This window comes from Massilia sp. BHUDP2 (assembly GCF_046236355.1).
GTDB classification, from domain to species: domain Bacteria; phylum Pseudomonadota; class Gammaproteobacteria; order Burkholderiales; family Burkholderiaceae_D; genus Telluria; species Telluria varians.
In genome coordinates this window covers 575,494-597,807 of sequence record NZ_JBJUVW010000001.1, presented here as the reverse complement: position 1 = coordinate 597,807, position 22,314 = coordinate 575,494, and the positions used below count along the sequence as shown (strand labels likewise).

The window sequence follows — 22,314 nt, the reverse complement described above, 5'->3', positions numbered from 1 at the left end:
GGGTATGATGTGCTCCACATGAGCACATCAGGGCGCCCGATGAACACCGAAACCACAGTAAAGCTGGTAAAAGACGAGGCCCCGGCGCCGGTGAAGGCCGCGCGGGTGCGCCTGAAGCGCAAGATGCGCATGGAAGACGCGCTGCAATGCATCGGCCTGAACTGCATGGCGCAGATCGAGGCCAACGTTCCCGGCGTGCTGGCGCAGGACCTCGAGAGCCTGCACCAGATGCGCGTCGGCCTGCGCCGCCTGCGCGCCCTGCTCGACATGTTCCGCGAACTGGCGCCGCTGCCGCCCGAACTCCGGGAAGAGCTCGACTGGCTGGCGAGCGAACTGGGCGCCACGCGCGACTGGGACGTACTGGCCGGCACCACCCTCCTGACGATCAACGGCATCGCTACCCACGCCCTGCAGGCGGCTGCGCAGGACCATGCGCGCGCCCTGCACAAGAACCTGCTGCCCACCCTGCATTCGGAGCGTTATACCCAGCTGATGCTGCAGATGAACGGCTGGCTGCACGGCCGCCAGTGGCGCCCTGGCGCCGGCCTGCCGCAGGACGACCCGCTGGCCCGGCCGGCCCTGGACGGCCTGGTGCCGCTAATCCGCAAGGCGCAAAAGCGCCTGCGTAGGCGCATAGAAGCGCTCGATGAAAACGATGCACCGGCCCGGCACCGGGTGCGCATCGCCGCCAAGAAGGCGCGCTATGCGGCCGAATTCTTCCGTGACCTGCTGCCGAAAAAGGAGGTCAAGGGCTATATCAAGTGCCTCTCCAGCGTGCAGGACCGGCTCGGCCACCTGAACGACCTGGCGGTGGCAAGCCGGCTGCTGCCCGAGCTCGAAAACCACGGACACGCGCACGATGGCGCGTATGCGCGCGGCTGGGTTGGCGGAGCTGCATCAGCCTCTGTCCACGGCCTGCGCGAGGCGCTCGACAAGGTCGCGCGCCTGAAGCTCGCGTAAGCATGCCGCGCGCGGCGCTGGCCGGCCGCGGTGTAGCATGGGTCCATGAACCCATCTGCCCCCATCCGCATCGACGTCTGGAGCGACTACGTCTGCCCCTTCTGCTACCTCGAGCTGCCGCCGATCCGGCGCCTGCAGGAGCAGTACCAAGGGCAAGTCGAGGTGGTCTGGCGCGCCTTCGAGCTGCGCCCGGATCCCAAGCCCACGCTCGACCCGGACGGCGAATACCTGCACACGACCTGGAACCGTTCGGTGTATCCGATGGCGGCCGAGCGCGGCATGACGCTCAAGCTGCCGCCGGTGCAGCCGCGCAGCCGCCTGGCTTTCGAGGCCGTCGCCCACGCCCGCGAACAGGGCCGCTTCGACCCCATGCACGAGGCGCTGTTCCGCGCCTTCTTCGAGGACGGCCGCGACATCGGCGATGTTGCCGTGCTGGCCGACATTGGCGCCGAAAGCGGTGTCGAGCGGCAGAGCCTGCTCGAGGCGCTGGAGAGCGGCCGCCATACCGCCGCAGTGCACGCGGACCAGCAGCTGGCCTATTCGCTCGGCGTGGCCGGCGTGCCGATCATGGTGTTCCGCCCGGCAGGCGCCGGCTGGGAACAGGCTTTCGGGGTGCGCGGCGCCGTGCCCTACGAGACGATGGAATCGGCGCTCAGGCAGGCCTTGGGAGAATCAGCCGGCTAGCTGCCGCGCAGGGACCGGGGCCCGGCGGGTGTCAGCGGTATTCGAGGCGCCCGTCGCGCAGCTTCAGGCGGTGGATGCCGGGCAGCCCGATCAGGTCGCGGTCGTGGCAGGCCATCACCACGCTGCTGCCCTGCTCGAGCAAGGTGGGGATCAGCTCGATGACCTGCTCGCGCGCCGGGCCGTCGAGGTTGGCCGTGGGTTCGTCGAGCAGCAGCAGGCGCGGCTGCAGCACCCTGGCCCGGGCCAGGGCCACGCGCTGCTTCTCTCCGCCGGACAGGCGTGCAGGATCGGTGTCGCGCAGGTGCGCCACGCCGGCCCAGGCCATCGCGTCCTCGACCATGGGCGCCACGCTGCGCCGGCTCTCGCCGCGCGCCAGCAGGCCGTAGGCGATGTTGTGGGCGACGCTGGTCGAGAACATGATCGGGTGCTGGTGCACGAACACGATCGCGCGCCGCAGCGCTTGCGGATAAGGATGCAGCGGCATGCTGCGGCCATCGAAGTCGACCGTGCAGGCGTCAACGCGTTCCAGGCCGGCGAGCATGCGCAGCAGCGTCGACTTGCCGGCCCCGTTCACGCCGGTCAGCACGTAGGCCGTTCCCGCCTCGATGGCCAGCTGCTCGATCTCGAACAGCGTGCGCTCGCCGTGGCGCTTGCGCAGGCCGTGCAGGGTCAGCAGCGGGTTCACCGGCCTCCTCCCGCCGTGTGGGCTTCGCCCTGCAGCAGCACCAGCGCGCCGTTCATCAGGAGTGCCAGCGAGACCAGCACGATGCCCAGCGCGATCCCCTGCGCGAACTCGCCCTTGCTGGTTTCCAGCGCGATGGCGGTGGTGATGGTGCGCGTCTGCCCTTCGATGTTCCCGCCTACCATCAGCGCGCAGCCGACTTCCGAGATCACGCGGCCGAAGCCGCTGATGACGGCGGCCATCACGCCGTAGCGCGCCTCGTGCAGCACCGTGACCATCACGCGCCAGCGCGAAGCGCCATGGGCGATCGCCGTCTCGGCATAGCGCGGGTCGGCCGCCTGCACCGCCGCCAGAGTAAACGCCAGCAGCACCGGCAGCCCGATCACCATCTGGCCGAGGATCACGCCTTCCTGGGTGAACAGCCATTCGAGACCGCCCATCGGGCCGCGCCGCGACAACAGCAGGTAGAGCAGCAGGCCGATCAGGACGGTGGGCAGCGACAGCGCGGCCTGGGCCAGCCAGATGGCGATGCGCCGTCCCGGGAAGCGGTGCATGGCGATGACGTAGCCGAGGAAGACCGCCGGCGGGGCCGCCAGCAGCAACCCGAGGATGCTGGTCTTGAGCGAGACCCAGACGATGCGCCATAGCGCCTCGTCGCCGCTGAACAGCAGCGCGAAGGCGTGCATCGTTGCGTCCAGCAGGGACATCAGGCGTGCTTTGGCGCGTGGAATGGTGCGTTGAGCGGCTCGAGCAACTCCGGCTCGAACACCAGGCGCTCGTGCCCGGCCAGCAGCAGGAAATGCTTGCCCGAGCAGCGCGCCAGCAGCGACATGCCGACCCGCTGCGCCACCATGTGGCCCATCTGGGTAGTGCCGGAGCGCGACAGCAGGAAAGGAATGCCCATCTGGGCGCCCTTGATTACCATCTCGGAGGTCAGGCGCCCGGTGGTGTAGAACACCTTGTCCCCTCCCTCGAGGCCGTCGAGCCACATCAGGCCGGCGATGGCGTCCACCGCGTTGTGGCGGCCGACGTCTTCGACGAAGTACAGCAATTCCCCATCGTGCGAGAACAGCGCGCAGCCGTGCACCGACCCGGCCTGCTTGTAGACCGACTGCTGGGTGCGAATCAGCTCGACGATGCGGTAGACGACCGACTGCGGCAGGCGCGCGTCGATCGGGAGCGTGATCTGGTCGACCTCGTCCATCAGCCCGCCGAACACCGAACCCTGCCCGCAGCCCGTGGTGACGACTTTCTTCGCGGTGCGTTCCTCGATATCAAGAATGCCGTTGCGGGTCACGACCGCCACCGCATCGACCGACCAGTCGACCTGGATCGAGACGATGTCCTCGAGCGTGCGCACCAGGCGCTGGTTGCGCAGGTAGCCCAGGGTCAGGGCTTCGGGCGCGCCGCCCAGGGTCATCAGGGTGACGATCTCGCGCTTGTCCACGTACACGGTGAGCGGGCGCTCGGCGGGAATGTGGATGCTGGAGGGGCGGCCGCGTTCGTCCACGGCCGTGACCTCCTGCGTCAGGCAGGCGTGCGCCTCGGACAGGACAGGACGATAACGGGGCAAGTCAGGGCAGTTCATGTTGCCAATTGTGCCATGCCCGCCAATATTTGGCCGCCACCGTAGCTTCCCTGCGGCGCGACTTCGCCGCCGGGCGTCACCTTGATGGCACAATACTTGAACTCCGGAATCTTTCCAAACGGATCAAGAGCCGCATTGGTCAGGCGGTTGATCGCCGCTTCGTAATAACAGAAGGGCACGAAGATCGCGCCCACCGGCGAACTGTCGTCGGCACGTGCGTACAGGACCACTTCGCCGCGGCGCGAGCTGATCGTGATGGGCTGGCCCGGCTGGATGCCCATACGTTCCAGATCGAGCGGATGCACCAGCGCCACCGGATCGGGCTCGATCGCATCGAGCACCGTGGCGCGCCGCGTCATGCTGCCGGTATGCCAGTGCTCGAGCTGGCGGCCCGTGATCAGGACCATCGGGTAGTCGCTATCGGGCCGCTCGTCGGCCGGGATGATGTCGGCCGGGACGAAACGCGCCCTGCCGCCTTCGCGCGGGAACAGCTCGGTGAACACCACCGGCTGGCCCACGTCGCCTTCGTTCATGCAGGGATAGACCACCGCGCCTTCCTGCTGCAGGCGTTCCCAGGTGATGCCGCCGATGCTGGCCATGGTGTGGCGCATCTCGTCGAACACGTCCGACACGTGGCCATAGTTCCAGCTCAGGCCCAGGCGCTTCGCCATCTGCTGGATGATCCACAGGTCCTGTTTCGCCTCGCCCGGCGGGTCGATTGCCTGGCGGCCCAGCTGGACCAGGCGGTCGGTATTGGTGAAGGTGCCGGTCTTTTCCGGAAAGGCGGATGCCGGCAGGATCACGTCGGCCAGGTAGGCCGTCTCGGTCAGGAAGATGTCCTGCACCACCAGGTGCTCGAGCGCGGCCAGCGCGGCGCGCGCATGGTTGGCGTCGGGGTCGGACATGGCCGGGTTCTCGCCCATGATGTACATGCCGCGGATCTGGCCGGCATCGATGGCATCCATGATCTCGACCACGGTCAGGCCCGGCTTCGGGTCGAGGGTGGCGCCCCAGGCCTGCTCGAAGCGCGCACGCGCCGCCGGGTTGTCGACGCGCTGGTAGTCCGGCAGCATTATCGGGATCAGGCCGGCGTCGGACGCTCCCTGCACGTTGTTCTGGCCGCGCAGCGGATGCAGGCCGGTGCCGGGACGGCCGATCTGGCCGGTCATGAGCGACAGCGCGATCAGGCAGCGTGCGTTATCCGTGCCGTGCACGTGCTGCGACACGCCCATGCCCCACAGGATCATTGAACCCTGCGAGGTGGCGTACAGGCGCGCCACGTAGCGGATGGTCTCGGCATCGATGCCGCAGATCGGCGCCATCGCCTCCGGGCTGTACTCGGCCACATTGGCTTCGAGCTCGGCATAGCCGATGGTGCGACTGGCGATGAAGTCCTGGTCGACCAGCTTTTCGCTGACGATCACGTGCATCATCGCATTGAGCAGCGCGACGTCGGTGTCCGGCTTGAACTGCAGGTAGCGGTGCGCGTGCCGCGCCAGCTCCGAACGGCGCGGATCCATCACGATGAGTTTCGCCCCGGCCTGGACCGCATTCTTGATCCAGGTCGCGGCAACCGGGTGGTTGACGGTCGGATTGGCGCCGATGATGACGATCACCTCGGCGCGCGTCACGTCCATCACCGGGTTCGACACCGCGCCCGAGCCGATCCCTTCCAGCAGGGCCGACACCGACGAGGCGTGGCACAGGCGGGTGCAGTGGTCGACGTTGTTGGTACCGAAACCCGTGCGCACCAGCTTCTGGAACAGGTAGGCTTCCTCGTTGCTGCCCTTGGCCGAGCCGAAGCCGGCCAGGGCCGCGCCACCGTGCGCATCGCGGATGCCCGCCAGCCTGCCGCCGGCAAGCAGGAGGGCTTCTTCCCAGCTCGCTTCGCGGAACACCTCCAGCACGCGCTCCGGGTCCATGGTGAAGTCGCCCGACTTGGGCACGCCTTCGCGGCGGATCAGCGGGCGGGTCAAGCGGTGCGGATGGTGTGCATAGTCGAAGCCGTAGCGGCCCTTGACGCACAGGCGGCCCAGGTTGGCCGGGCCGTTGCGTCCTTCGACGTAGAGAATCTTGTTGTCCTTGACGTTATAGGTCAGCTGGCAGCCGACGCCGCAGTATGGGCAGACCGAATCGACCTGCCTGTCGGGAATGTCGAGGGCCACCCCGCGCGCCGGCATCAGGGCGCCGGTCGGGCAGGCCTGCACGCATTCGCCGCAGGCCACGCAGGTGCTTGCGCCAAGAGGGTCGTCCTGGTCGAACACGATCCTGGTCTCTTGCCCGCGGAAGGCCAGGCCGATCACATCGTTGACTTGCTCGTCGCGGCAGGCGCGCACGCAGCGCGTGCACTGGATGCAGGCATCCAGGTTGACGGTGATGGCGGCATGGGTCGCGTCACGCTGCGGTTGGCGGCGGCTTGGCGTGAAACGCGGCTTCTCGATGCCGAGCTTTTCCGCCCACAGGTCGACTTCGTTCCTGCGGGTGTACTCGGCCTCGGGCATGTCGGACAACAAGAGCTCGAGCACCATCTTCTGGGCGGCCAGTGCGCGCGGACTGTCGGTCGTGACCTTCATACCGGCGCTCGGATGGCGGCAGCACGAAGGCGCGAGCACGCGCTCGCCGTCGATCTCGACCATGCAGGAGCGGCAGTTGCCGACCGCCTCCAGGCCTTCCTTGTAGCACAGCCGCGGTATATCGACGCCTTCGCGCGCCGCGACCTCGATCAGGGTTTCCTGCGGCAGAGCCTCGACCTCGCGGCCGTTCAGCGCAAAGCGCACGGTGGGGATGCTGGCGTTCATGCGCCCTCCAGTTCATGCGGGAAGTAGCGGATCACGCAATCGAAGGGATTCGGCGCCGCCTGCCCCAGGCCGCAGATCGAGGCATCGCGCATCACTTGCGACAGTTCGCCCAGCAATGGCGTATCCCAGCGTGGCTGGTCCATCAGCGCCAGCGCCTTGGCGGTGCCGCTGCGGCAGGGCGTGCACTGGCCGCAGGACTCGTGTTTGAAGAAGGCCAGCAGATTGCGCGCCGCCGCCACCGCGCTGTCGTGCTGCGACAGCACGATCACCGCCGCCGAACCGATGAAGCAGCCGTAGGCTTGCAGGGTGTCGAAGTCGAGCGGGATCGCATTCATCGAGGCCGGCAGGATGCCGCCCGAGGCGCCGCCCGGCAGGTAGGCATACAGGCGGTGCCCTTCCATCATGCCGCCGCAATACTCGTCGATCAGCTCCTGCACCGTGATGCCGGCCGGGGCCAGCTTGACGCCCGGCTCGCGCACCCGCCCCGAGACCGAGAACGAGCGCAGCCCCTGCCGCCCGTTGCGGCCTTGCCCTGCGAACCAGGCCGCGCCGTTCTCGAGGATGGCGCGCACCCAGTACAGCGTCTCGAAGTTGTGGACCAGGGTCGGCCGGTCGAACAGTCCCTGCTGGGCCACGTAGGGAGGACGCAGGCGCGGCATGCCGCGCTTGCCTTCTATCGATTCGATCATCGCCGACTCTTCGCCGCAGATGTAGGCGCCGGCGCCGCGGCGCACATGCACCTGCGGCAGTCCCTCGCCCGGCGGCGCCGCGAACAGGCGCTTCAGCTCATGGTCGAGGATGGCGCGGCAGCCGTGGTATTCGTCGCGCAGGTAGATGTAGACCGCCTCGACGCCGGCCGCCCAGGCCGCCACCAGCATGCCCTCCAGGAAGCGGTGCGGGTCGCGTTCGAGATAGTACCGGTCCTTGAAGGTGCCGGGCTCGCCTTCATCGAGGTTCACGGCCATCAGGCGCGGGCCGGGTTGCTCGCGCACCAGGCGCCACTTGCGCCCGGCCGGAAAACCCGCGCCGCCCAGGCCGCGCAGGCCGGACGCCTCCATCTCCTTGAGGACATCGTCGACCTGACGCCGGCCCGCCATGCAGTCGGCCAGCAGGCGGTAGCCGCCCGCTTCGCGGTAGTCCTGGTACGCCAGCCAGGGCTCCGGCTGGTGCCGCACTTGTCCTGTGGCGACCTTCCCCAGCACCGCGTCGAGCGTCGCCTGCGGCACCGGGTGCTGGCCGACCACGGCCGCGGGCGCCTGTTCGCAGCGGCCGATGCAGGGCGTCGGGAGCACGCGTACTTCGGCGCCGAGCAGCGCCGGCAGGCGCGCCAGCAACTCGTTCGAGCCCGCCATCGCGCAGGACAGGCTGTCGCACACGCGCACCGTCAATGCGGGCGGGGCAGCCTCGCCCTCGCGCAGCACGTCGAAGTGGTGGTAGAAGGTGGCGACCTCGAAGACCTCGGCCTGGGCCATGCGCAGCTCCTGCGCCAGCGCGGCCAGGTGGGCGGCCGGCAGCGCCTTCAGGCCGTCCTGCAGCAGGTGCAGGCATTCGATGAGCAGGTCGCGGCGGCGCGGCATGCCGCCAAGGAGCGCCTGCACCTCGCGCAAGGCCTGCGGGTCGACCTGGCGGCCCTTGGGCGCCTCGCGCTTGCGCTGGCGGCTGGCGCCCCCGCTGTCGCCAATGCGGGCGATCGGAATGATGGGGTGGTTCATGTGGACATCCCTGTTGTGGTCCGGATCTGTCGCCGGTTGCAATGAGTATAAACCCGGCGGCGCACGGTGGAACGCTTGCCTGGCGTGCGCGGCAGGGGTATAAAGCCGCCCATGATCGATCCCGCCGCCCTGCCCTCCCGTATTTCCGACCTCGTCCGCATCCATGCCGCACGGTCACCGCAAGCCCCAGCGCTCGCCGAAGGCGGACAGCGGTGGACTTATGCCGAACTGGAACGCGAAACGGATCGCTACGCCGCCCTGCTGCGCGCGCTGGGCGTACGCCCCGGCGACCGCGTCATGCTGGTGAGCGAGAACTGCATGGCCCAGGTGGCCCTGCTGTTCGCCGTCGCCAGCCTCGACGCCTGGAGCGTGAACGTCAATGCCCGCCTGAGCGAGGGCGAACTGGCCGCGATCCGCGCCCACAGCACGCCGCGCCGGGTGCTCTACACCACGGCGGCATCGAACGATGCGCTGGCCCATGCCAGGTGCGACGGCGCGGCGGCATGCGGCGAGCTGATGGCCGGGCCGCTCGACCCCGCCGCCCTGCCGGAGCCGGTGTCTCCCGGCGGCGCCCAGGTGGCGGCTCTGGTCTATACCACCGGCACCACCGGCCATCCCAAGGGCGTCATGCTGACCCATGCCAACCTGCTGTTCGTCGCCGCCACTTCGAGCCTTCTGCGCGGCCTGCAGCCTTCCGACCATGCCAGCGGCGTGCTGCCGATCTCGCACGTGTATGGACTCAGCTCGGTCATGCTCGGCACGTTGTACGCGGGCGCCTGCCTGCACCTGATGCCGCGTTTTTCCGCCGAGGCGCTGCTGGCGCAAATCCGTGCGGGCGAGCTGAGCATCGTGCAGGGTGTCCCGGCCATGTATGCGCGCCTGCTGGCGCTCGCTGCGGGCGAACCGGTCCGGTCGCGCTTGCGCTTCTGCTACGCCGGCGGTTCGCCGCTGGATCCGGCCCTCAAGCGCGAGGTCGAGCGCGTGTTCGGGCTGCCCCTGCACAACGGCTACGGCCTGACCGAGAGCGGTCCGACCGTTTCGCAAACGCGCCTGGACGCCCCGCGCGGCGACACCTCGGTGGGCCATCCGATTCCCGGGGTCGAGGTGCGCATCGACGCGGCGACGGGCGAGCTGTGGGTGCGCGGGCCGAACGTGATGGCGGGCTACTACCGCGATCCGGCCCAAACCGGCGCCACCCTGCATCCCGGCGGCTGGCTGGCCACCGGCGACGTCGCGACCCGGGGCGAGGACGGCGCGCTCTTCATTGCCGGTCGCCTGAAGGAACTCATCATCCGTTCGGGTTTCAACGTCTATCCGCTGGAAGTGGAAACCGCCCTCAACAGCCATCCGGCCGTGCTGCAGTCGGCGGTGGTCGGCCGCGCCGCGGGCGGCGGCGAGGAAGAGGTGGTGGCCTTCGTGGAGGCTGCGGGAGAGGTCGATGCGCAAGCGCTGCAGGACTGGCTGCGCACGCGCCTGGCGCCCTACAAGCGGCCGTCGCGCATCGTGTTCATGGATGCGCTGCCGGCAGCGCCGAGCGGCAAGATATTGAAGAGCCGGCTTTCGTAGGGTGGGCAGGTTCCCTGCCCACGCGGTGATCGCTATCGGCTCCGATTTCGTGCTCGATGATCTTGCTGCTAACTATCGCCGCGTGGGCGGGAAACCCGCCCACCCTACCGGCGCCGCTTCTTCCAGTTGTAGTCCGGCCCCGTCACGTCCACGCCCGGATGGCCGACCAGGTCCGGATGCTCGGACGACATCGTGATGAAGCGCACGCCCTCCCCCTCGCGCTGGCGCGTGCGCAGCACTTCCATGTACTGCATCGCCTCCACCATGGCCGTGGTCTCGAACAGCTTCTGGTGCGGCGTGCATTTGTCGGCTTCGACGATTGTCCAGTACACCATGTACATCATGTTCTCCTTGTATGGGCATATTGTCGCCGCTCCGAGCCCCGTGCGGCGCACTGGTCGCTACGTTCTGGCGCCTCCAGAAATTTCCAGTTAGCAGAAGTTAGAGCCCGAAACGCGTATTTTTCCCACAAATGTAGGACTGGTCCGAAATGTCCTTTTTATGTGGGCTAGTTCACACAACTCGTCGCATGCGGCCATTAGGCTTTAGGCTGTCTTCACAAACAGCGGGTCATAACATGAACACACCGATGGTTTCCCAGCCGGACCACACCCCTGATCTCGAGCTCTGGGGAGGGCTCGAATGCACGGTCAACCGCGTGCGCGACAATTACTTCAGCCAGATGGAGCGCAACGGCCACGCCGAGCGCCTGCAGGACATCGACCGTTTTGCCTCCTTGGGCATCAAGGCCATCCGCTATCCGGTGCTGTGGGAGCGCACCGCGCCCGATGGCATCGAGTCCGCCGACTGGTCATGGTCCGACGAACGCCTGCCGGCCCTGCAGCAGCTGGGCGTCACGCCCATCGTCGGCCTCCTTCACCATGGCAGCGGACCACGCGACACCAGCCTGGTCGATCCCGCCTTCCCCGAAAAGCTCGCCGAGTACGCCGGCGCGGTAGCCCGTCGCTACCCCTGGGCCGAGTACTACACCCCGGTCAACGAACCTTTGACCACGGCGCGCTTTTCCGGTCTGGCAGGCGTCTGGTACCCACACGGCAGCGATGAATCCACCTTCATCCGCGCCCTGATCAACGAGTGCCGCGCCACCGTGCTGGCGATGCGCGCGATCCGCGAAGTCAACCCGGACGCCAAGCTGGTCGCGACCGACGACCTGTCCAAGACCTACGGCACGCCAGAGATGCAGGAAGTGGTCAGCTTCTTCAACGAACGCCGCTGGCTGGGCTGGGACCTGCTGTGCGGGAAGGTCGACCAACACCACGCGCTGTGGAACTACCTGCTGGAGTCGAACGCCACCGCGGAAGAGCTGCTCTGGTTCCGCGACAACCCCTGCTTGCCCGACATCATCGGCGTCAACTACTATGCTACCAGCGAGCGCTGGCTCGACCACCGTCCGGAGCGCTATCCGGAGAACCGGCGGCATGTCTACCGCGGCATCCCGCACGCCGACATCGAGACGCCGCGCGCGCTGGCCACGCCGACGCCGGGCATCGGACCGCTCTTGATGGAAACCTGGGAACGCTACGGCCTGCCGATCGCCATCACCGAAGCGCACATCGACGCCAACCGCGAAGACCAGATGCGCTGGCTGCTCGAGATCTGGAACGCGGCGCGCAGCGCCCGCCAGCAGGGCGCCGACGTGCGCGCGGTGACGGTCTGGGCCCTCCTCGGCTCCTACGACTGGAACTGCCTGGTCACCGAGTGCCGCGGCTACTACGAACCGGGCCCGTTCGACGTGCGCGGCGGCGAACCGCGCCCGACGGCGGTGGCCACCCTGATGCGCGAACTGTCCAGCGGACGTCCCTTGAGCAACCCGGTGCTGCAGGGCGAAGGCTGGTGGCGCCGCCCGGGCCGCTTCTTCTGCAAGCCGGTGGCGACCCGCACCGCGGTGGCCGACATCGCGATCCGCAGCCAGTTCAAGTCGAACGTGGTGCAGCCGATCCTGATCACCGGCGCCACCGGCACCCTGGGCTCTGCCTACGCGCGCATCTGCAAGAACCGCAACCTGGCCTTCCACGTGCTGACGCGCCAGGAGATGGACATCACCGATCCGGCCTCGGTGGAGGCGGCGATCCAGCGCTACAAGCCGTGGGCGATCATCAATGCGGGCGGCTACGTGCGCGTGGATGAGGCCGAGGGCGATTCCGAACGCTGCATGCGCGAGAACACGCTGGGCGCGACGATCCTGGCGCTGGCCTGCATCCGCCACCAGCTGCGCTTCATGACCTTCTCCACCGACCTGGTCTTCGACGGCACCAAGGGCGCGCCCTATGTCGAGTCGGACGCCCTCAATCCGCTCGGCGTGTACGGCCGCAGCAAGATGGAGGCCGAGCAGCGCGTGCTGGACGCCGACCCGCAGGCCCTGGTAATCCGCACCAGCGCCTTCTTCGGGCCCTGGGACCGGCACAACTTCGTCACGCAGGCACTCAATGCGCTCGAAGCCGGCCAGCCCTTCCAGGCCGCGGGCGACATGGTGGTCTCGCCGACCTACGTGCCGGACCTGGTCAACGTCTCGCTCGACCTCCTGATCGACCGCGAGCGCGGCGTCTGGCACCTGACCAATGCCGAGGCGCTCACCTGGGCCGAACTGGCCAAGCGCGCCTGCGAAGCGGCGGGCGTGGATCACGCCAGGCTGGAAGTGGTATCGAGCGAGGCCTGCGGCCACTTGGCGCGCCGGCCGGAATACAGCGCCCTGTCGAGCGAGCGGGCCATGATGCTGCCGTCGCTGGACGATGCGCTGCGCCGGTATGTGGAAGCGGTGCAGGACCGGGCGCATGGGCGCGATGCGGAAGTGCCGGGTGAAGCGGCGCATTACGCCAGCTGAGGTTTTAACGTCAAAAACAACTTGGGTCCCGGCCTTCGCCGGGACCCAATTTTGTATGCGTTACCAGTAGCTTACGAACTCGCCTCGTCGGCCGCCACGAACTGCAGCCGGTACAGATTCGCATACATCCCGTTCGCATCGAGCAATTCCGCATGCGTCCCCTGCTCGACGATGCGGCCGTGTTCCATCACCACGATCCGGTCGGCGCGCTCGATGGTCGAGAGCCGGTGCGCGATCACGATGGTGGTGCGTCCCGACATCAAGGTCTCCAGCGCCGCCTGCACCGCGCGCTCGGACTCGTTGTCGAGCGCCGAGGTGGCTTCGTCCAGGATCAGGATCGGCGCATCCTTGTAGATCGCGCGCGCGATCGCCACGCGCTGGCGCTGGCCGCCCGACAGGCGCATGCCGTTCTCGCCGATCCGCGTCTCCACGCCGTCTTCCAGCTTGGCCACCACGTCCGTCAGGTGCGCGGCCCTGACCGCCGCCGCCAGGCGTTCGTAGTCGATCTTCTCCGCGCCGTAGGCAATGTTGGCCGCCAGCGTGTCGTCGAACAGCACCACGTTCTGGCTCACCATCGCCAGCTGCGCGCGCAGGCTGGCCAGCTTGACGTCCGGGTAAGGCACGCCGTCGAGCAGCAGGCGCCCGCCTTCCGGATCGTAGAAACGCGTCACCAGGTTGACGAAAGTGGACTTGCCGCCGCCCGACACGCCCACCAGCGCCACCGTCTGGCCCGGCTGCACGTCCAGCGTAACCTCGCTCAGGGCCTGGCTGGCCGCGTTCGGATAGCGGAACGAGACGTTCTCGAAACGCAGGTGGCCTCTCGCCCGGCCCAGCTCCTGCGTGCCGGTATCGCGCTCGGCCGGGGAGTCGATCAGGCCGAACACCGTCTCGGCCGCCGCGATCCCGCGCTGCATCGGGCCGTTGACCTCGGCCAGCGACTTCATGGGCGTCAGCAGCATCAGCATCATGGTCACGAACTGGACGAACTCGCCCTGGGTCATGTTGGCCTGGATCGCCAGCACCACCACCAGCGACAGCGCCATCGAGGTGGCGATCTGGGTCACCGGGGTGGTGGCCGCAAACGCGACCGTCATGCGCTGCGAGAAGCCGCGCAGCGCCTCGCTGCGCGCATGGAAGCGCGTGCGCTCGTAGCGCTCGCCCGAGAACACCCGGATCACCTGGTGGCCGCGCGTGGCTTCTTCCACCACCTGGGTCAGCTCGGCCGTCACGCGCAGGTTCTCGCGGTTCAGGCGGCGCAGGCGGCCGGTGGTGGTGCGCACGATCACGGCGGTCAGCGGGATCACGATGATCGCCACCAGGGTCAGCTTCCAGTTCAGGTAGAGCAGCGTGCCGAGCAGGCCGATCACGACCAGGGTATCGCGCACGCAGGCCACGAACACCGACTGCAGCATGTCCACCACCTGGCGCACCTCGTTCACCACGACATTGATGATCTTGCCGGTCGACTCTTCATGGAAGCGCGCCACCGGCAGCCTGAGCACGCGGTCGAACACCATCGCGCGCAGGTCGTTCAGCACGCGGCTGGTGACCCAGTTGTTCAGGTAGGCGGTCGAGAAGGTGCCGATGCCGCGCAGGATGAAGATCGACACCAGCACGCCGGGAATCCACCACAGGCTGAACGGCACCTTCTCCTCGAAGCCGAGGTCGATCAAGAGCTGCAGGGCCTTGCCGAGCAGCGGCTGGGTGGCGGCGGTGAGCGCCATCGACAGCAGCGCCAGCCAGGCCCGCGTCTGGTAGGGCTTGACCACCGCCAGCAGGCGTTTGATGATGACCTTGTTTTCCAATTTATTGTCCACGTTGTGTTTCCATACCGGCCTGCGCGTCGGCTTTCGCGGTCAGGCAGAAGCCCATCAGGAGAGCCACCATGAGCACGTAGAACATGGTGCCCTTCAAGGACCAGAAGATGACTTCGGTGAGACCGAAGCCGAAATAAGCGAGCACCACCAGCATGCCCGCCAGGGCTGGGGCGAACTGGGGCATCCCGCGGCGCGAGCCGCCTCCGATGGCGCGCGCGAAGAACGCGAAAGGCGCGGCCAGGATGCCGGCATACGCGAGCAGCCCGAACACGCCGCCGGTCGCCTGCGCCTGCAGGATATCGTTGTGCAGGTGGTGGCCGAACTCGAGGATCACGTCCTGGACCTTGCCCTGCTGCGCCAGCTCGCGCAGCCCGGCGCGTACGCCCTCGGGGGTACGCCCGAACCAGGGTTCTTCCGCGATCAGGTAGCGGGCGCCCTTCCATAGCTCGAGGCGGATGCCGACGTTCGAGAAGGCGCTGCCGCCGTCGAGCCATATCTGGACGTCGTGCATGCCTTGGTCCATCCGTTCCTGCACGCCGAAGGCGGGAATGAAGAAGGTCGAGGCGAACAGCGCGAAGCTGCCGACCAGCAGCAGGCGCACGCGCCGGCTTTGCAGCAGGCGCGCGTAGGTCAGGAACAGGATAGCCGCCAGCACCAGCGCGATCCAGCCGCCGCGGGTGCCGCTGATGACCGTCGCGCCCAGGCCGGCCAGTGCGCCGAGCGCCGGGAAGATCGCCTTGCGGGTGCTGTGGCGGTAGTCGATGGCGGCCGCCAGCGCCACCAGCGCCAGGCACAAGGCGATATCGCCAAAGGTGATCGAATTGAGCCAACCGCCCGGGCGGTAGATATCGAGCACGAAGCGCTGCCAAGCGATGAAGGGCAGTGCGCCCAGGGCGCCGAGGATCACGCCCCACCACAGCCAGGCGCGCGCGGGACGCGCCAGCACCACCAGCATGAGGGCGCTGAATCCCAGGAGCATGCGCGAGGGCTTGTCGAGGTAGCTCCAGTCGGCCTCCGGACGCGCCAGCACGAAGGCCAGCGCCAGCAGGAAGTAATAGCCGAAGGCCGCCAGCACCCAGCGGATCTCGCGCCAATGCGGCGCCATCGCGGCCCACGCCTTGCGCGGCACACACAGCAGTGCGAGCACGAAGACGAGACTGGAAAAGCCGATGCCGGACGGGGTAATGAGGCTGAGGAAAGGGAACAGGAAAACCAGGAAGCCGATCCAACGCTGCATCGGCACCCCGATTTTCGTCTGATTATTGTTCATTCATGTTCTTGTGGGATACTCTTGCCAAGCTTGAGCACGTGTTAATTGGACTTCCATGCAGCAAACCCCGACCATCTCTGTCGTGATCACCACATACAACCGCCCGGACGCACTCGCAGCGGTCGTGGAGGCCTGTTTCATGCAGGATGACAAGAATTTTGAAATCATTATCGCTGATGACGGCTCGACTGCCAACACGCGGGACACCGTCGCCGCTCTGGCAGCGCGCTCGCCCGTGCCGCTCAAGCACGTGTGGCAGCCGGACCAAGGCTTCCGCGCCGCGATGGCGCGCAACCGCGGCACGCTGGCGGCAACCGGCAACTATATCATCTTCCTGGACGGCGACTGCGTGCCGCAGCGCGACTTCATCCGGCGCCACCGGCAGCTGGCGCGGCCGGGCTTCCTGGTCGCCGGCAGCCGCATCCTCCTGAGCCAGGCGCTGACCGAACGCGTCTTGCGCGAACGCATCGACGTGGCCGGCATGCCCCTGCTGGACCGCCTGCGCTGCCGCCTGCGCGGCGACATGAACAAGGTGCTGCAGACGATGCTGCGCTGGCCCGACCTCGGCCGGGTACGGCGCCGGTTCAGCTGGCGCCGCATCAAGAGCTGCAACCTGGCCGTCTGGCGCGCGGACCTGGAGAAGGTCAACGGTTTCGACGAGAGTTTCGTGGGCTGGGGCCACGAGGATGCCGACCTGGTACTGCGCCTGTTCCATGCCGGCGTGCTGCGCAAGGACGGCGCCCTGGCCACCGAGGTGCTGCACCTGTGGCACCGGGAAGCCAGGCGCGACGAGGAATCGAGCAACCGCAAGGTGGTGCTGGAGCGGGCTGCGACCAGGACGGTCCAGGCGGTGCGCGGACTGCGCGAGCACCGGGAGCCCGCGTCCCGGGCATGAGAGCGGCCCTCGTCAGGCACCCATGCTATCTACTGCAGCCGCCGGGACGGCGAGCGCACTGCGGCGCATGCGCATTTCGGCGATCGTGAGCGCATAGGCCGCGACGACCACCGCCGCCGATGCGCTGACGGAGTGGGCGGGAAACGCAAACCAGACCGCGACCAGGCCGGCCGAGCGCAGGATCGCATGGCGATAGCCGAGTGGATGGCCGATGATCCAGGAATAGACCATCCAGTGCAGCCCGAGTGCGATGCCGAGACTGAGCGGGACGAACTCGGGTGCCCGCATCAGCAGAGGAATGTGTACTGCCCACAGCAGGTTGACCATCAGGACGCAGACGCCCATCAACTTGGCCAGCGGATTGGCATTTTCCAGCAACTGTTCACCACGCAGCCTGGCAATCGCCATCGCCAGCGGAAAGATCGCACCGGTCGCGAACACCAGCGACAGGATGGCGGCCTTCGGCGGCAGGAGTATCCCCAGGACGCCCACGATGCACCAGACCAGCATGCCGGCAATCGGCAAGGACATGGAGCCCTTGGAACGCTCGTCGAAATCCGCGCGAAGTTGAGTCAGTGTCTGCATGGCCAGGGTCCCCGTTATATTGTTGTACATACACAAATATAGCATGACCGATGCCCTGCGTGTTCGAGGCATGCATAGATTGATCTTGCGAAAATTGCATGCCATGATCGTCCGATCTTCCCATTCCCGAGAAAGGAAATCGACGTGCGTCAGATATATGCATTGCTCCTTGCAACAGTGTTTTCCGGCGCCGCCAGCGCGCAGGCTTACCAGCCCGATTTCGCTCCCGCCACCATGAAGGGCCCGGCCAAGGGTCCCGCGAACGAAGTGATGGTGCTCGGTTCGCCCCACCTGTCCTATTTCCCGAAGAGCTTCGATCCGGCCACCCTGCGCGGCCTCGAGGACCGGCTGGCCGCCTGGAAGCCGGATGCGATCAGCATCGAGGCGCTGTCGGGGGCGCAGTGCGATCATGTGCGCCGCTATCCCGGCCGCTACAAGGACACGGTCGCGAGCTACTGCTGGGATCCGGCGCCGGCCCGGCTGGCGACCGGCCTCGACGTGCCCGAAGCGACTGCCCAGGCCGAACAGCTGCTGGCGTCCTGGCCCACGAATCCCTCGGGCAGCCAGCGCCGCCGCCTGGCGGCCGTGTTCCTTGCGGGCAGCGAGCGCGCCTCGGCGCTCGTGCAGTGGCTGCGCCTGCCGGAGGCCGAGCGGCGCGCGGGCGACGGGCTCGACGGCCCGCTGGTGGAACTGCTGGACAAGCTGAAGGACCGGCGCGACGAAAGCTACCTGATCGCCGCCCGCCTGGCCGCGCGCCTGGGGCACGAACGGGTGGTCGCGATGGACGACCACACGGCCGACCGCATGATCGCGGATGAAGCAGGCTGGGGCGCGGCCATCAAGAAGGCGTGGGACAACCCGGCGGTGACGCAGCGCCGCAAGACCAACGAGGCGCTGCAGGAAAAACTGGCCACGCCGGAAGACCTGCTGGCGCTGTACCGCTCCTATAACAGGCCGGAAGAGATGCGCCTCGCGTTCGCCGGCGATTTCGGTGCGGCGCTCGAAGAGCCGTCGGCGCCGCGCTTCGGGCGCCAGTACGTGGGCTATTGGGAGACCCGCAACCTGCGCATGGCGGCGAATATCCGCGACGCGCTGACGCCGCGGCCGGGAAGCAGGATGCTGGTGGTCGTGGGGGCCTCGCACAAGGGCTACCTGGAAGCCTACCTGCACCAGATGCACGACGTACGGGTGGTGGATACGGCGGTGGTATTGCGGTAAGACACAGTTGTAGGGTGGGCGGCTCCACCCGGCGCTAAAGCTGCGGCTGCATCCTGTCGTCAGGTGGAGCCGCCCACCCTACGAAGACAGATGGATCAGTACTCGACCGCCACGTCCTTCGCCCCCAGCGTCAACTCCAGCTGCTGCTTGAGCGTGTCCGACGGCGCCACGCGCCAGTCGTCCCCGAGCTGCAGGATGGCCTCCACGCCCTGCGGCTTGATGCGCAGGCTGACCGGCATGCCGTCCTGCATGCGGTGCGGCTGCAGGACCTCGGCCAGCTTGGCCGGGTTCAGGTCGCAAGGCACGTCCATCTCCAGCTTGAAGCCGTACTGGATGCGCGCCGCGGCGATGTCGTAGACCTTCTCGGCCGTGATGCGCAGGCCGCCGTTGAAGCGGTCTTCCGATACCTTGCCGACCACCAGCAGGAATTCGTCTTCCTTGAAGATGTTCTTGTTCTGCTCCAGCAGCTCGCTGTAGATGGTCACCTCGACCACGCCGGTCTTGTCGTCCAGCGCCACGATCAGGATCTTGCCGCGCTGGGTCATCTGGGTGCGCACCCCGGTGATCACGCCGCACAGCATGCGCGGGTCGCGCGAGGGCTCCAGGTCCTTCAGCTTGGTCTTGGCGAAACGCCGCACCTCGGCCGCGTAGGAATCGAACATGTGGCCCGACAGGTAGTAGCCGAGCGCGATCTTCTCTTCGGCCAGCTTCTGACGGTCGGTCCACGGGGTCGCCTTGACGTATTCCGGCGGCGCCACCAGGTCGGAATCGTCGCCGCCGAACAGGCTGACCTGGTTGGCGGCGGCGGCGGCCTGGCCGGCCGCTTCCATGGCGAAGCCGACCGAAGCCAGCAGGACTGCGCGGTCGACGCCGAAGCCGTCCATGGCGCCGGCGCGGATCAGCGATTCGATGGTGCGGCGGTTGATCTGCTTGCGGTCCACGCGCATGCAGAAGTCGAACAGGTCCTTGAACTTGCCGCCTTCGGTACGGGCGGCGATGATCGCCTCGATCGCGCCCTGCCCCGCGCCCTTCACGCCGCCCAGGCCGTAGCGGATGTTCGAGACCTGCTTGCCGGTCACGGAACGCGGCTGGCCTTCCGGAGTGAAGCGGAAGTGCGACTCGTTGACGTCCGGCGGCAGGATGGTCAGCTTGCAGACGTCGATCGCGTCCTCGACCAGGATCTTGATCTTCTCGGTGTCTTCCATCGCCAGCGACATGTTGGCTGCCATGAACGCGGCGGTGTGGTGCACCTTCAAATACGCCGTGTGATAGGACAGCAGCGCATAGGCGGCCGCGTGCGACTTGTTGAAGCCGTAGCCCGCGAACTTCTCCATCAGGTCGAAGATCTCGTCGGCCTTTTCCTGGCTCAATCCGTCCTTGGCGGCGCCGGCGCGGAAGATGGCGCGGTGCTCGGCCATCTCCTCGGCCTTCTTCTTGCCCATCGCGCGGCGCAGCATGTCCGCGCCGCCCAGCGAGTAGCCGCCGACGATCTGCGCCATCTGCATGACCTGCTCCTGATAGACCATGATGCCGTAGGTCTCGGACAGGATCGATTCGGTGCGCGGATCCGGGTAGTCGAACTTCTCGCCGTGCTTGCGCTTGCAGAAGTCGGGAATCAGGTCCATCGGGCCCGGACGGTACAAGGCGACGAGCGCGATGATGTCCTCGAAGCGGTCGGGACGCGCATCCTTGAGCATGCCCTGCATGCCGCGCGATTCAAGCTGGAAGATCGCGACGGTCTTGGCTTCGGACAGCAATTTATAGGACGGCCGGTCGGTCAGCGGCAGGGTCTCGAGGTTGAAGTCGGCGTCGGCCGGGTCGAGCGCGCGGATGTAGTTCACCGCGCGGTCCAGGATGGTCAAGGTCGTCAGGCCCAGGAAGTCGAACTTCACCAGGCCGACGGCCTCCACGTCGTCCTTGTCGTACTGCGACACGACGCCGGCGTCGCCGCCCTGGGTGTACAGCGGGCAGAAGTCGGTGAGCTTACCCGGCGCGATCAGCACGCCACCCGCGTGCATGCCGATGCCGCGGGTGATGCCCTCGACCTGCTGGGCGAGATCCAGCAGCTGCTTGACCTCTTCCTCGTTCTCGAGGCGCTCCTTGAGCAGCGGTTCCTCTTCGATCGCCTCGGCGATCGAGACCGGTTTGCCCGGCTTGAACGGAATCAGCTTGGAGATGCCGTCGCAGAAGTTGTAGCCGAAGTCGAGCACGCGGCCGACGTCGCGGATCGCGCCCTTGGCCGCCATGGTGCCGAAGGTGGCGATCTGCGAGACCGCGTCGCGGCCGTACAAGTCCTTGACGTGCTGGATCACCAGTTCGCGCTTTTCCTGGCAGAAGTCGATGTCGAAGTCGGGCATCGAGACGCGTTCCGGATTCAGGAAGCGCTCGAACAGCAGGTTGTACTTCAGCGGATCCAGGTCGGTGATCTTGAGCGCATACGCGACCAGCGAGCCCGCACCCGAGCCGCGGCCCGGGCCGATCGGCACGCCGTTGTTCTTGCCCCACTGGATGAACTCCGCCACGATCAGGAAGTAGCCCGGGAACTTCATCTTGATGATGGTCTGGTTCTCGAACTCGAGGCGCGCTTCGTAGCGCGGGCGCTCCTTCTCGCGCTGCTCCTCGTTCGGATACAGCTGCACCAGGCGCTCTTCCAGGCCCTTTTTCGTCTCGGAGACCAGGAAGTCGTCGATGCTCATCCCGTCCGGGGTCGGGAAGTCCGGCAGCTGGGGTTTGCCCAGCGTGAGGGTGACGTTGCAGCGCTTGGCGATCTCCACCGAGTTGGCGAGCGCGCCCGGCAGGTCGGCGAACAGTTCCGCCATCTCGGCCTGCGACTTGAAGCACATCTCTTCGTTGAAGCGGCGCACGCGCTTGGCGTTGGCCAGCATTTCGCCTTCGGCGATGCAGACGCGCGCTTCGTGGGCGATGAATTCGTCCTTGTTCAGGAACTGCACCGGGTGGGTCGCCACCACCGGCAGGCCGAGGCGCCCGGCCAGGGCCACCGAGTGGCGCACGCCCTGCTCCTGGTTGGGCTGGCCGGCGCGCTGGATCTCGATGTAGAAGTGGCCCGGGAACATGCGCGCCCAGCGCTGGGCCGCGCGTTCGGCGCGCTCGATGTCGCCCTGGTCGATGGCCTGGCCGACGTCGCCGAAGCAGGCGCCCGACAGCACGATCAGGGCATTGGATTGGTCCGCCTCCGGCTCCAGCGTCGAGGCGGACGTGGCCAGCGCTTCCAGCCATTCGACGCGGATCTCGGCGCGGCCCTTGTATTGATTGGTGAGCCAGGCCTTCGAGAGCAGGTCGCACAGCTGCAGGTAGCCGGTGCGGTTCTTGGCCAGGATCAGGAGGCGCGACGGCTTGTCGCGGTTCTCGTCGTTGGTGATCCAGGCGTCGACGCCGACGATCGGCTTGATCCCCTTCCCGCGCGCCGCTTTGTAGAAGCGCACCAGGCAGAACATGTTGGCCAGGTCGGTCACGGCCAGCGCCGGCTGCTGGTCCTTCGCGCAGGCCCCCACGATGTCGTCGATGCGCACGAGGCCATCGACGATCGAGTATTCGGAGTGGACGCGGAGGTGGGTAAAGATGGGGGAAGTCATCGTGCCATTTTACCTCGCCGGGGGATTCCCATCTAGCACGGAGCCGGCTGATCGTTGCTTCCAGGCACCCACAATGTAAAACGCCCGATGCGCTGCATCGGGCG

At 67.3% G+C, this 22,314-nt stretch carries 16 protein-coding genes; 6 read left to right on the top strand and 10 right to left on the bottom strand.

Going from position 1 to position 22,314, the window contains the following annotated elements; translation table 11 throughout:
* Window positions 1-39 precede the first annotated feature (39 nt).
* Both ACK6C6_RS02610 and ACK6C6_RS02605 read left to right on the top strand, forming a co-directional pair.
* Window positions 40-960, top strand: a complete 921-nt coding sequence (locus ACK6C6_RS02610) for a CHAD domain-containing protein (RefSeq protein ID WP_409265747.1) — start codon at window positions 40-42, stop codon at window positions 958-960.
* A 45-nt stretch (window positions 961-1,005) separates the two neighbouring features.
* A complete protein-coding gene (locus tag ACK6C6_RS02605; protein WP_409265745.1) occupies window positions 1,006-1,644 on the top strand; it encodes a DsbA family protein in 639 nt (212 codons plus the stop codon).
* Window positions 1,645-1,675: 31 nt separating this feature from the next.
* On the opposite strand, the gene ACK6C6_RS02600 is transcribed toward ACK6C6_RS02605, so the two are convergent.
* Genes ACK6C6_RS02600 through ACK6C6_RS02580 form a run of 5 tightly spaced genes read right to left on the bottom strand, consistent with a single transcriptional unit; the run spans window position 1,676 to window position 8,424 of the window.
* Window positions 1,676-2,329 (bottom strand): energy-coupling factor ABC transporter ATP-binding protein, encoded by a 654-nt coding sequence (locus ACK6C6_RS02600; RefSeq protein ID WP_209587555.1) that lies wholly within the window; start codon window positions 2,327-2,329, stop codon window positions 1,676-1,678.
* Window positions 2,326-3,033 (bottom strand): ABC transporter permease, encoded by a 708-nt coding sequence (locus ACK6C6_RS02595; protein WP_409265743.1) that lies wholly within the window; start codon window positions 3,031-3,033, stop codon window positions 2,326-2,328. The genes ACK6C6_RS02600 and ACK6C6_RS02595 overlap by 4 nt, the downstream gene beginning before the upstream one ends.
* Window positions 3,033-3,914, bottom strand: coding sequence for a formate dehydrogenase accessory sulfurtransferase FdhD (locus tag ACK6C6_RS02590; RefSeq protein WP_409265741.1), 882 nt, complete (start codon window positions 3,912-3,914; stop codon window positions 3,033-3,035). The genes ACK6C6_RS02595 and ACK6C6_RS02590 overlap by 1 nt, the downstream gene beginning before the upstream one ends.
* Window positions 3,911-6,712, bottom strand: coding sequence for a formate dehydrogenase subunit alpha (gene fdhF / locus ACK6C6_RS02585; protein WP_409265740.1), 2,802 nt, complete (start codon window positions 6,710-6,712; stop codon window positions 3,911-3,913). Before fdhF ends, ACK6C6_RS02590 begins: the two co-directional genes overlap by 4 nt.
* Complete coding sequence (locus ACK6C6_RS02580; protein ID WP_409265739.1) at window positions 6,709-8,424, bottom strand: NADH-ubiquinone oxidoreductase-F iron-sulfur binding region domain-containing protein; 1,716 nt, start codon at window positions 8,422-8,424, stop codon at window positions 6,709-6,711. The genes fdhF and ACK6C6_RS02580 overlap by 4 nt, the downstream gene beginning before the upstream one ends.
* A gap of 111 nt (window positions 8,425-8,535) precedes the next feature.
* Here ACK6C6_RS02580 and ACK6C6_RS02575 point away from each other — a divergent pair, with 111 nt between their 5' ends.
* Window positions 8,536-9,990: a class I adenylate-forming enzyme family protein gene (locus ACK6C6_RS02575; RefSeq protein ID WP_409265737.1), complete on the top strand. Its 1,455-nt coding sequence runs from the start codon at window positions 8,536-8,538 to the stop codon at window positions 9,988-9,990.
* A gap of 104 nt (window positions 9,991-10,094) precedes the next feature.
* Here the strand turns inward: ACK6C6_RS02575 and ACK6C6_RS02570 are convergent, their stop codons facing one another.
* Entirely contained in the window at window positions 10,095-10,334 is a 240-nt protein-coding gene (locus ACK6C6_RS02570) for a hypothetical protein (RefSeq protein ID WP_409265736.1), read from the bottom strand.
* 233 nt (window positions 10,335-10,567) lie between these two features.
* On the opposite strand from ACK6C6_RS02570, the gene ACK6C6_RS02565 reads away from it, so the two are divergent.
* A complete protein-coding gene (locus ACK6C6_RS02565; RefSeq protein ID WP_409265735.1) occupies window positions 10,568-12,832 on the top strand; it encodes a family 1 glycosylhydrolase in 2,265 nt (754 codons plus the stop codon).
* Window positions 12,833-12,903: 71 nt separating this feature from the next.
* Here the strand turns inward: ACK6C6_RS02565 and msbA are convergent, their stop codons facing one another.
* Window positions 12,904-14,649, bottom strand: coding sequence for a lipid A export permease/ATP-binding protein MsbA (gene msbA / locus ACK6C6_RS02560; RefSeq protein ID WP_409265734.1), 1,746 nt, complete (start codon window positions 14,647-14,649; stop codon window positions 12,904-12,906).
* Entirely contained in the window at window positions 14,639-15,919 is a 1,281-nt protein-coding gene (locus ACK6C6_RS02555; RefSeq protein ID WP_292040155.1) for an O-antigen ligase, read from the bottom strand. The genes msbA and ACK6C6_RS02555 overlap by 11 nt, the downstream gene beginning before the upstream one ends.
* A gap of 55 nt (window positions 15,920-15,974) precedes the next feature.
* On the opposite strand from ACK6C6_RS02555, the gene ACK6C6_RS02550 reads away from it, so the two are divergent.
* Window positions 15,975-16,814, top strand: coding sequence for a glycosyltransferase family 2 protein (locus ACK6C6_RS02550; protein ID WP_409265733.1), 840 nt, complete (start codon window positions 15,975-15,977; stop codon window positions 16,812-16,814).
* A gap of 12 nt (window positions 16,815-16,826) precedes the next feature.
* Here ACK6C6_RS02550 and ACK6C6_RS02545 read toward each other — a convergent pair whose 3' ends face one another.
* Window positions 16,827-17,399 (bottom strand): DUF7010 family protein, encoded by a 573-nt coding sequence (locus ACK6C6_RS02545; protein ID WP_209587547.1) that lies wholly within the window; start codon window positions 17,397-17,399, stop codon window positions 16,827-16,829.
* A gap of 144 nt (window positions 17,400-17,543) precedes the next feature.
* On the opposite strand from ACK6C6_RS02545, the gene ACK6C6_RS02540 reads away from it, so the two are divergent.
* On the top strand, window positions 17,544-18,617 hold the full coding sequence (locus ACK6C6_RS02540; protein ID WP_409265731.1) for a DUF5694 domain-containing protein: 1,074 nt from the start codon (window positions 17,544-17,546) through the stop codon (window positions 18,615-18,617).
* Between the two features lie 95 nt (window positions 18,618-18,712).
* On the opposite strand, the gene dnaE is transcribed toward ACK6C6_RS02540, so the two are convergent.
* A complete protein-coding gene (gene dnaE / locus ACK6C6_RS02535) occupies window positions 18,713-22,210 on the bottom strand; it encodes a DNA polymerase III subunit alpha (RefSeq protein WP_409265729.1) in 3,498 nt (1,165 codons plus the stop codon).
* Window positions 22,211-22,314: the final 104 nt, after the last annotated feature.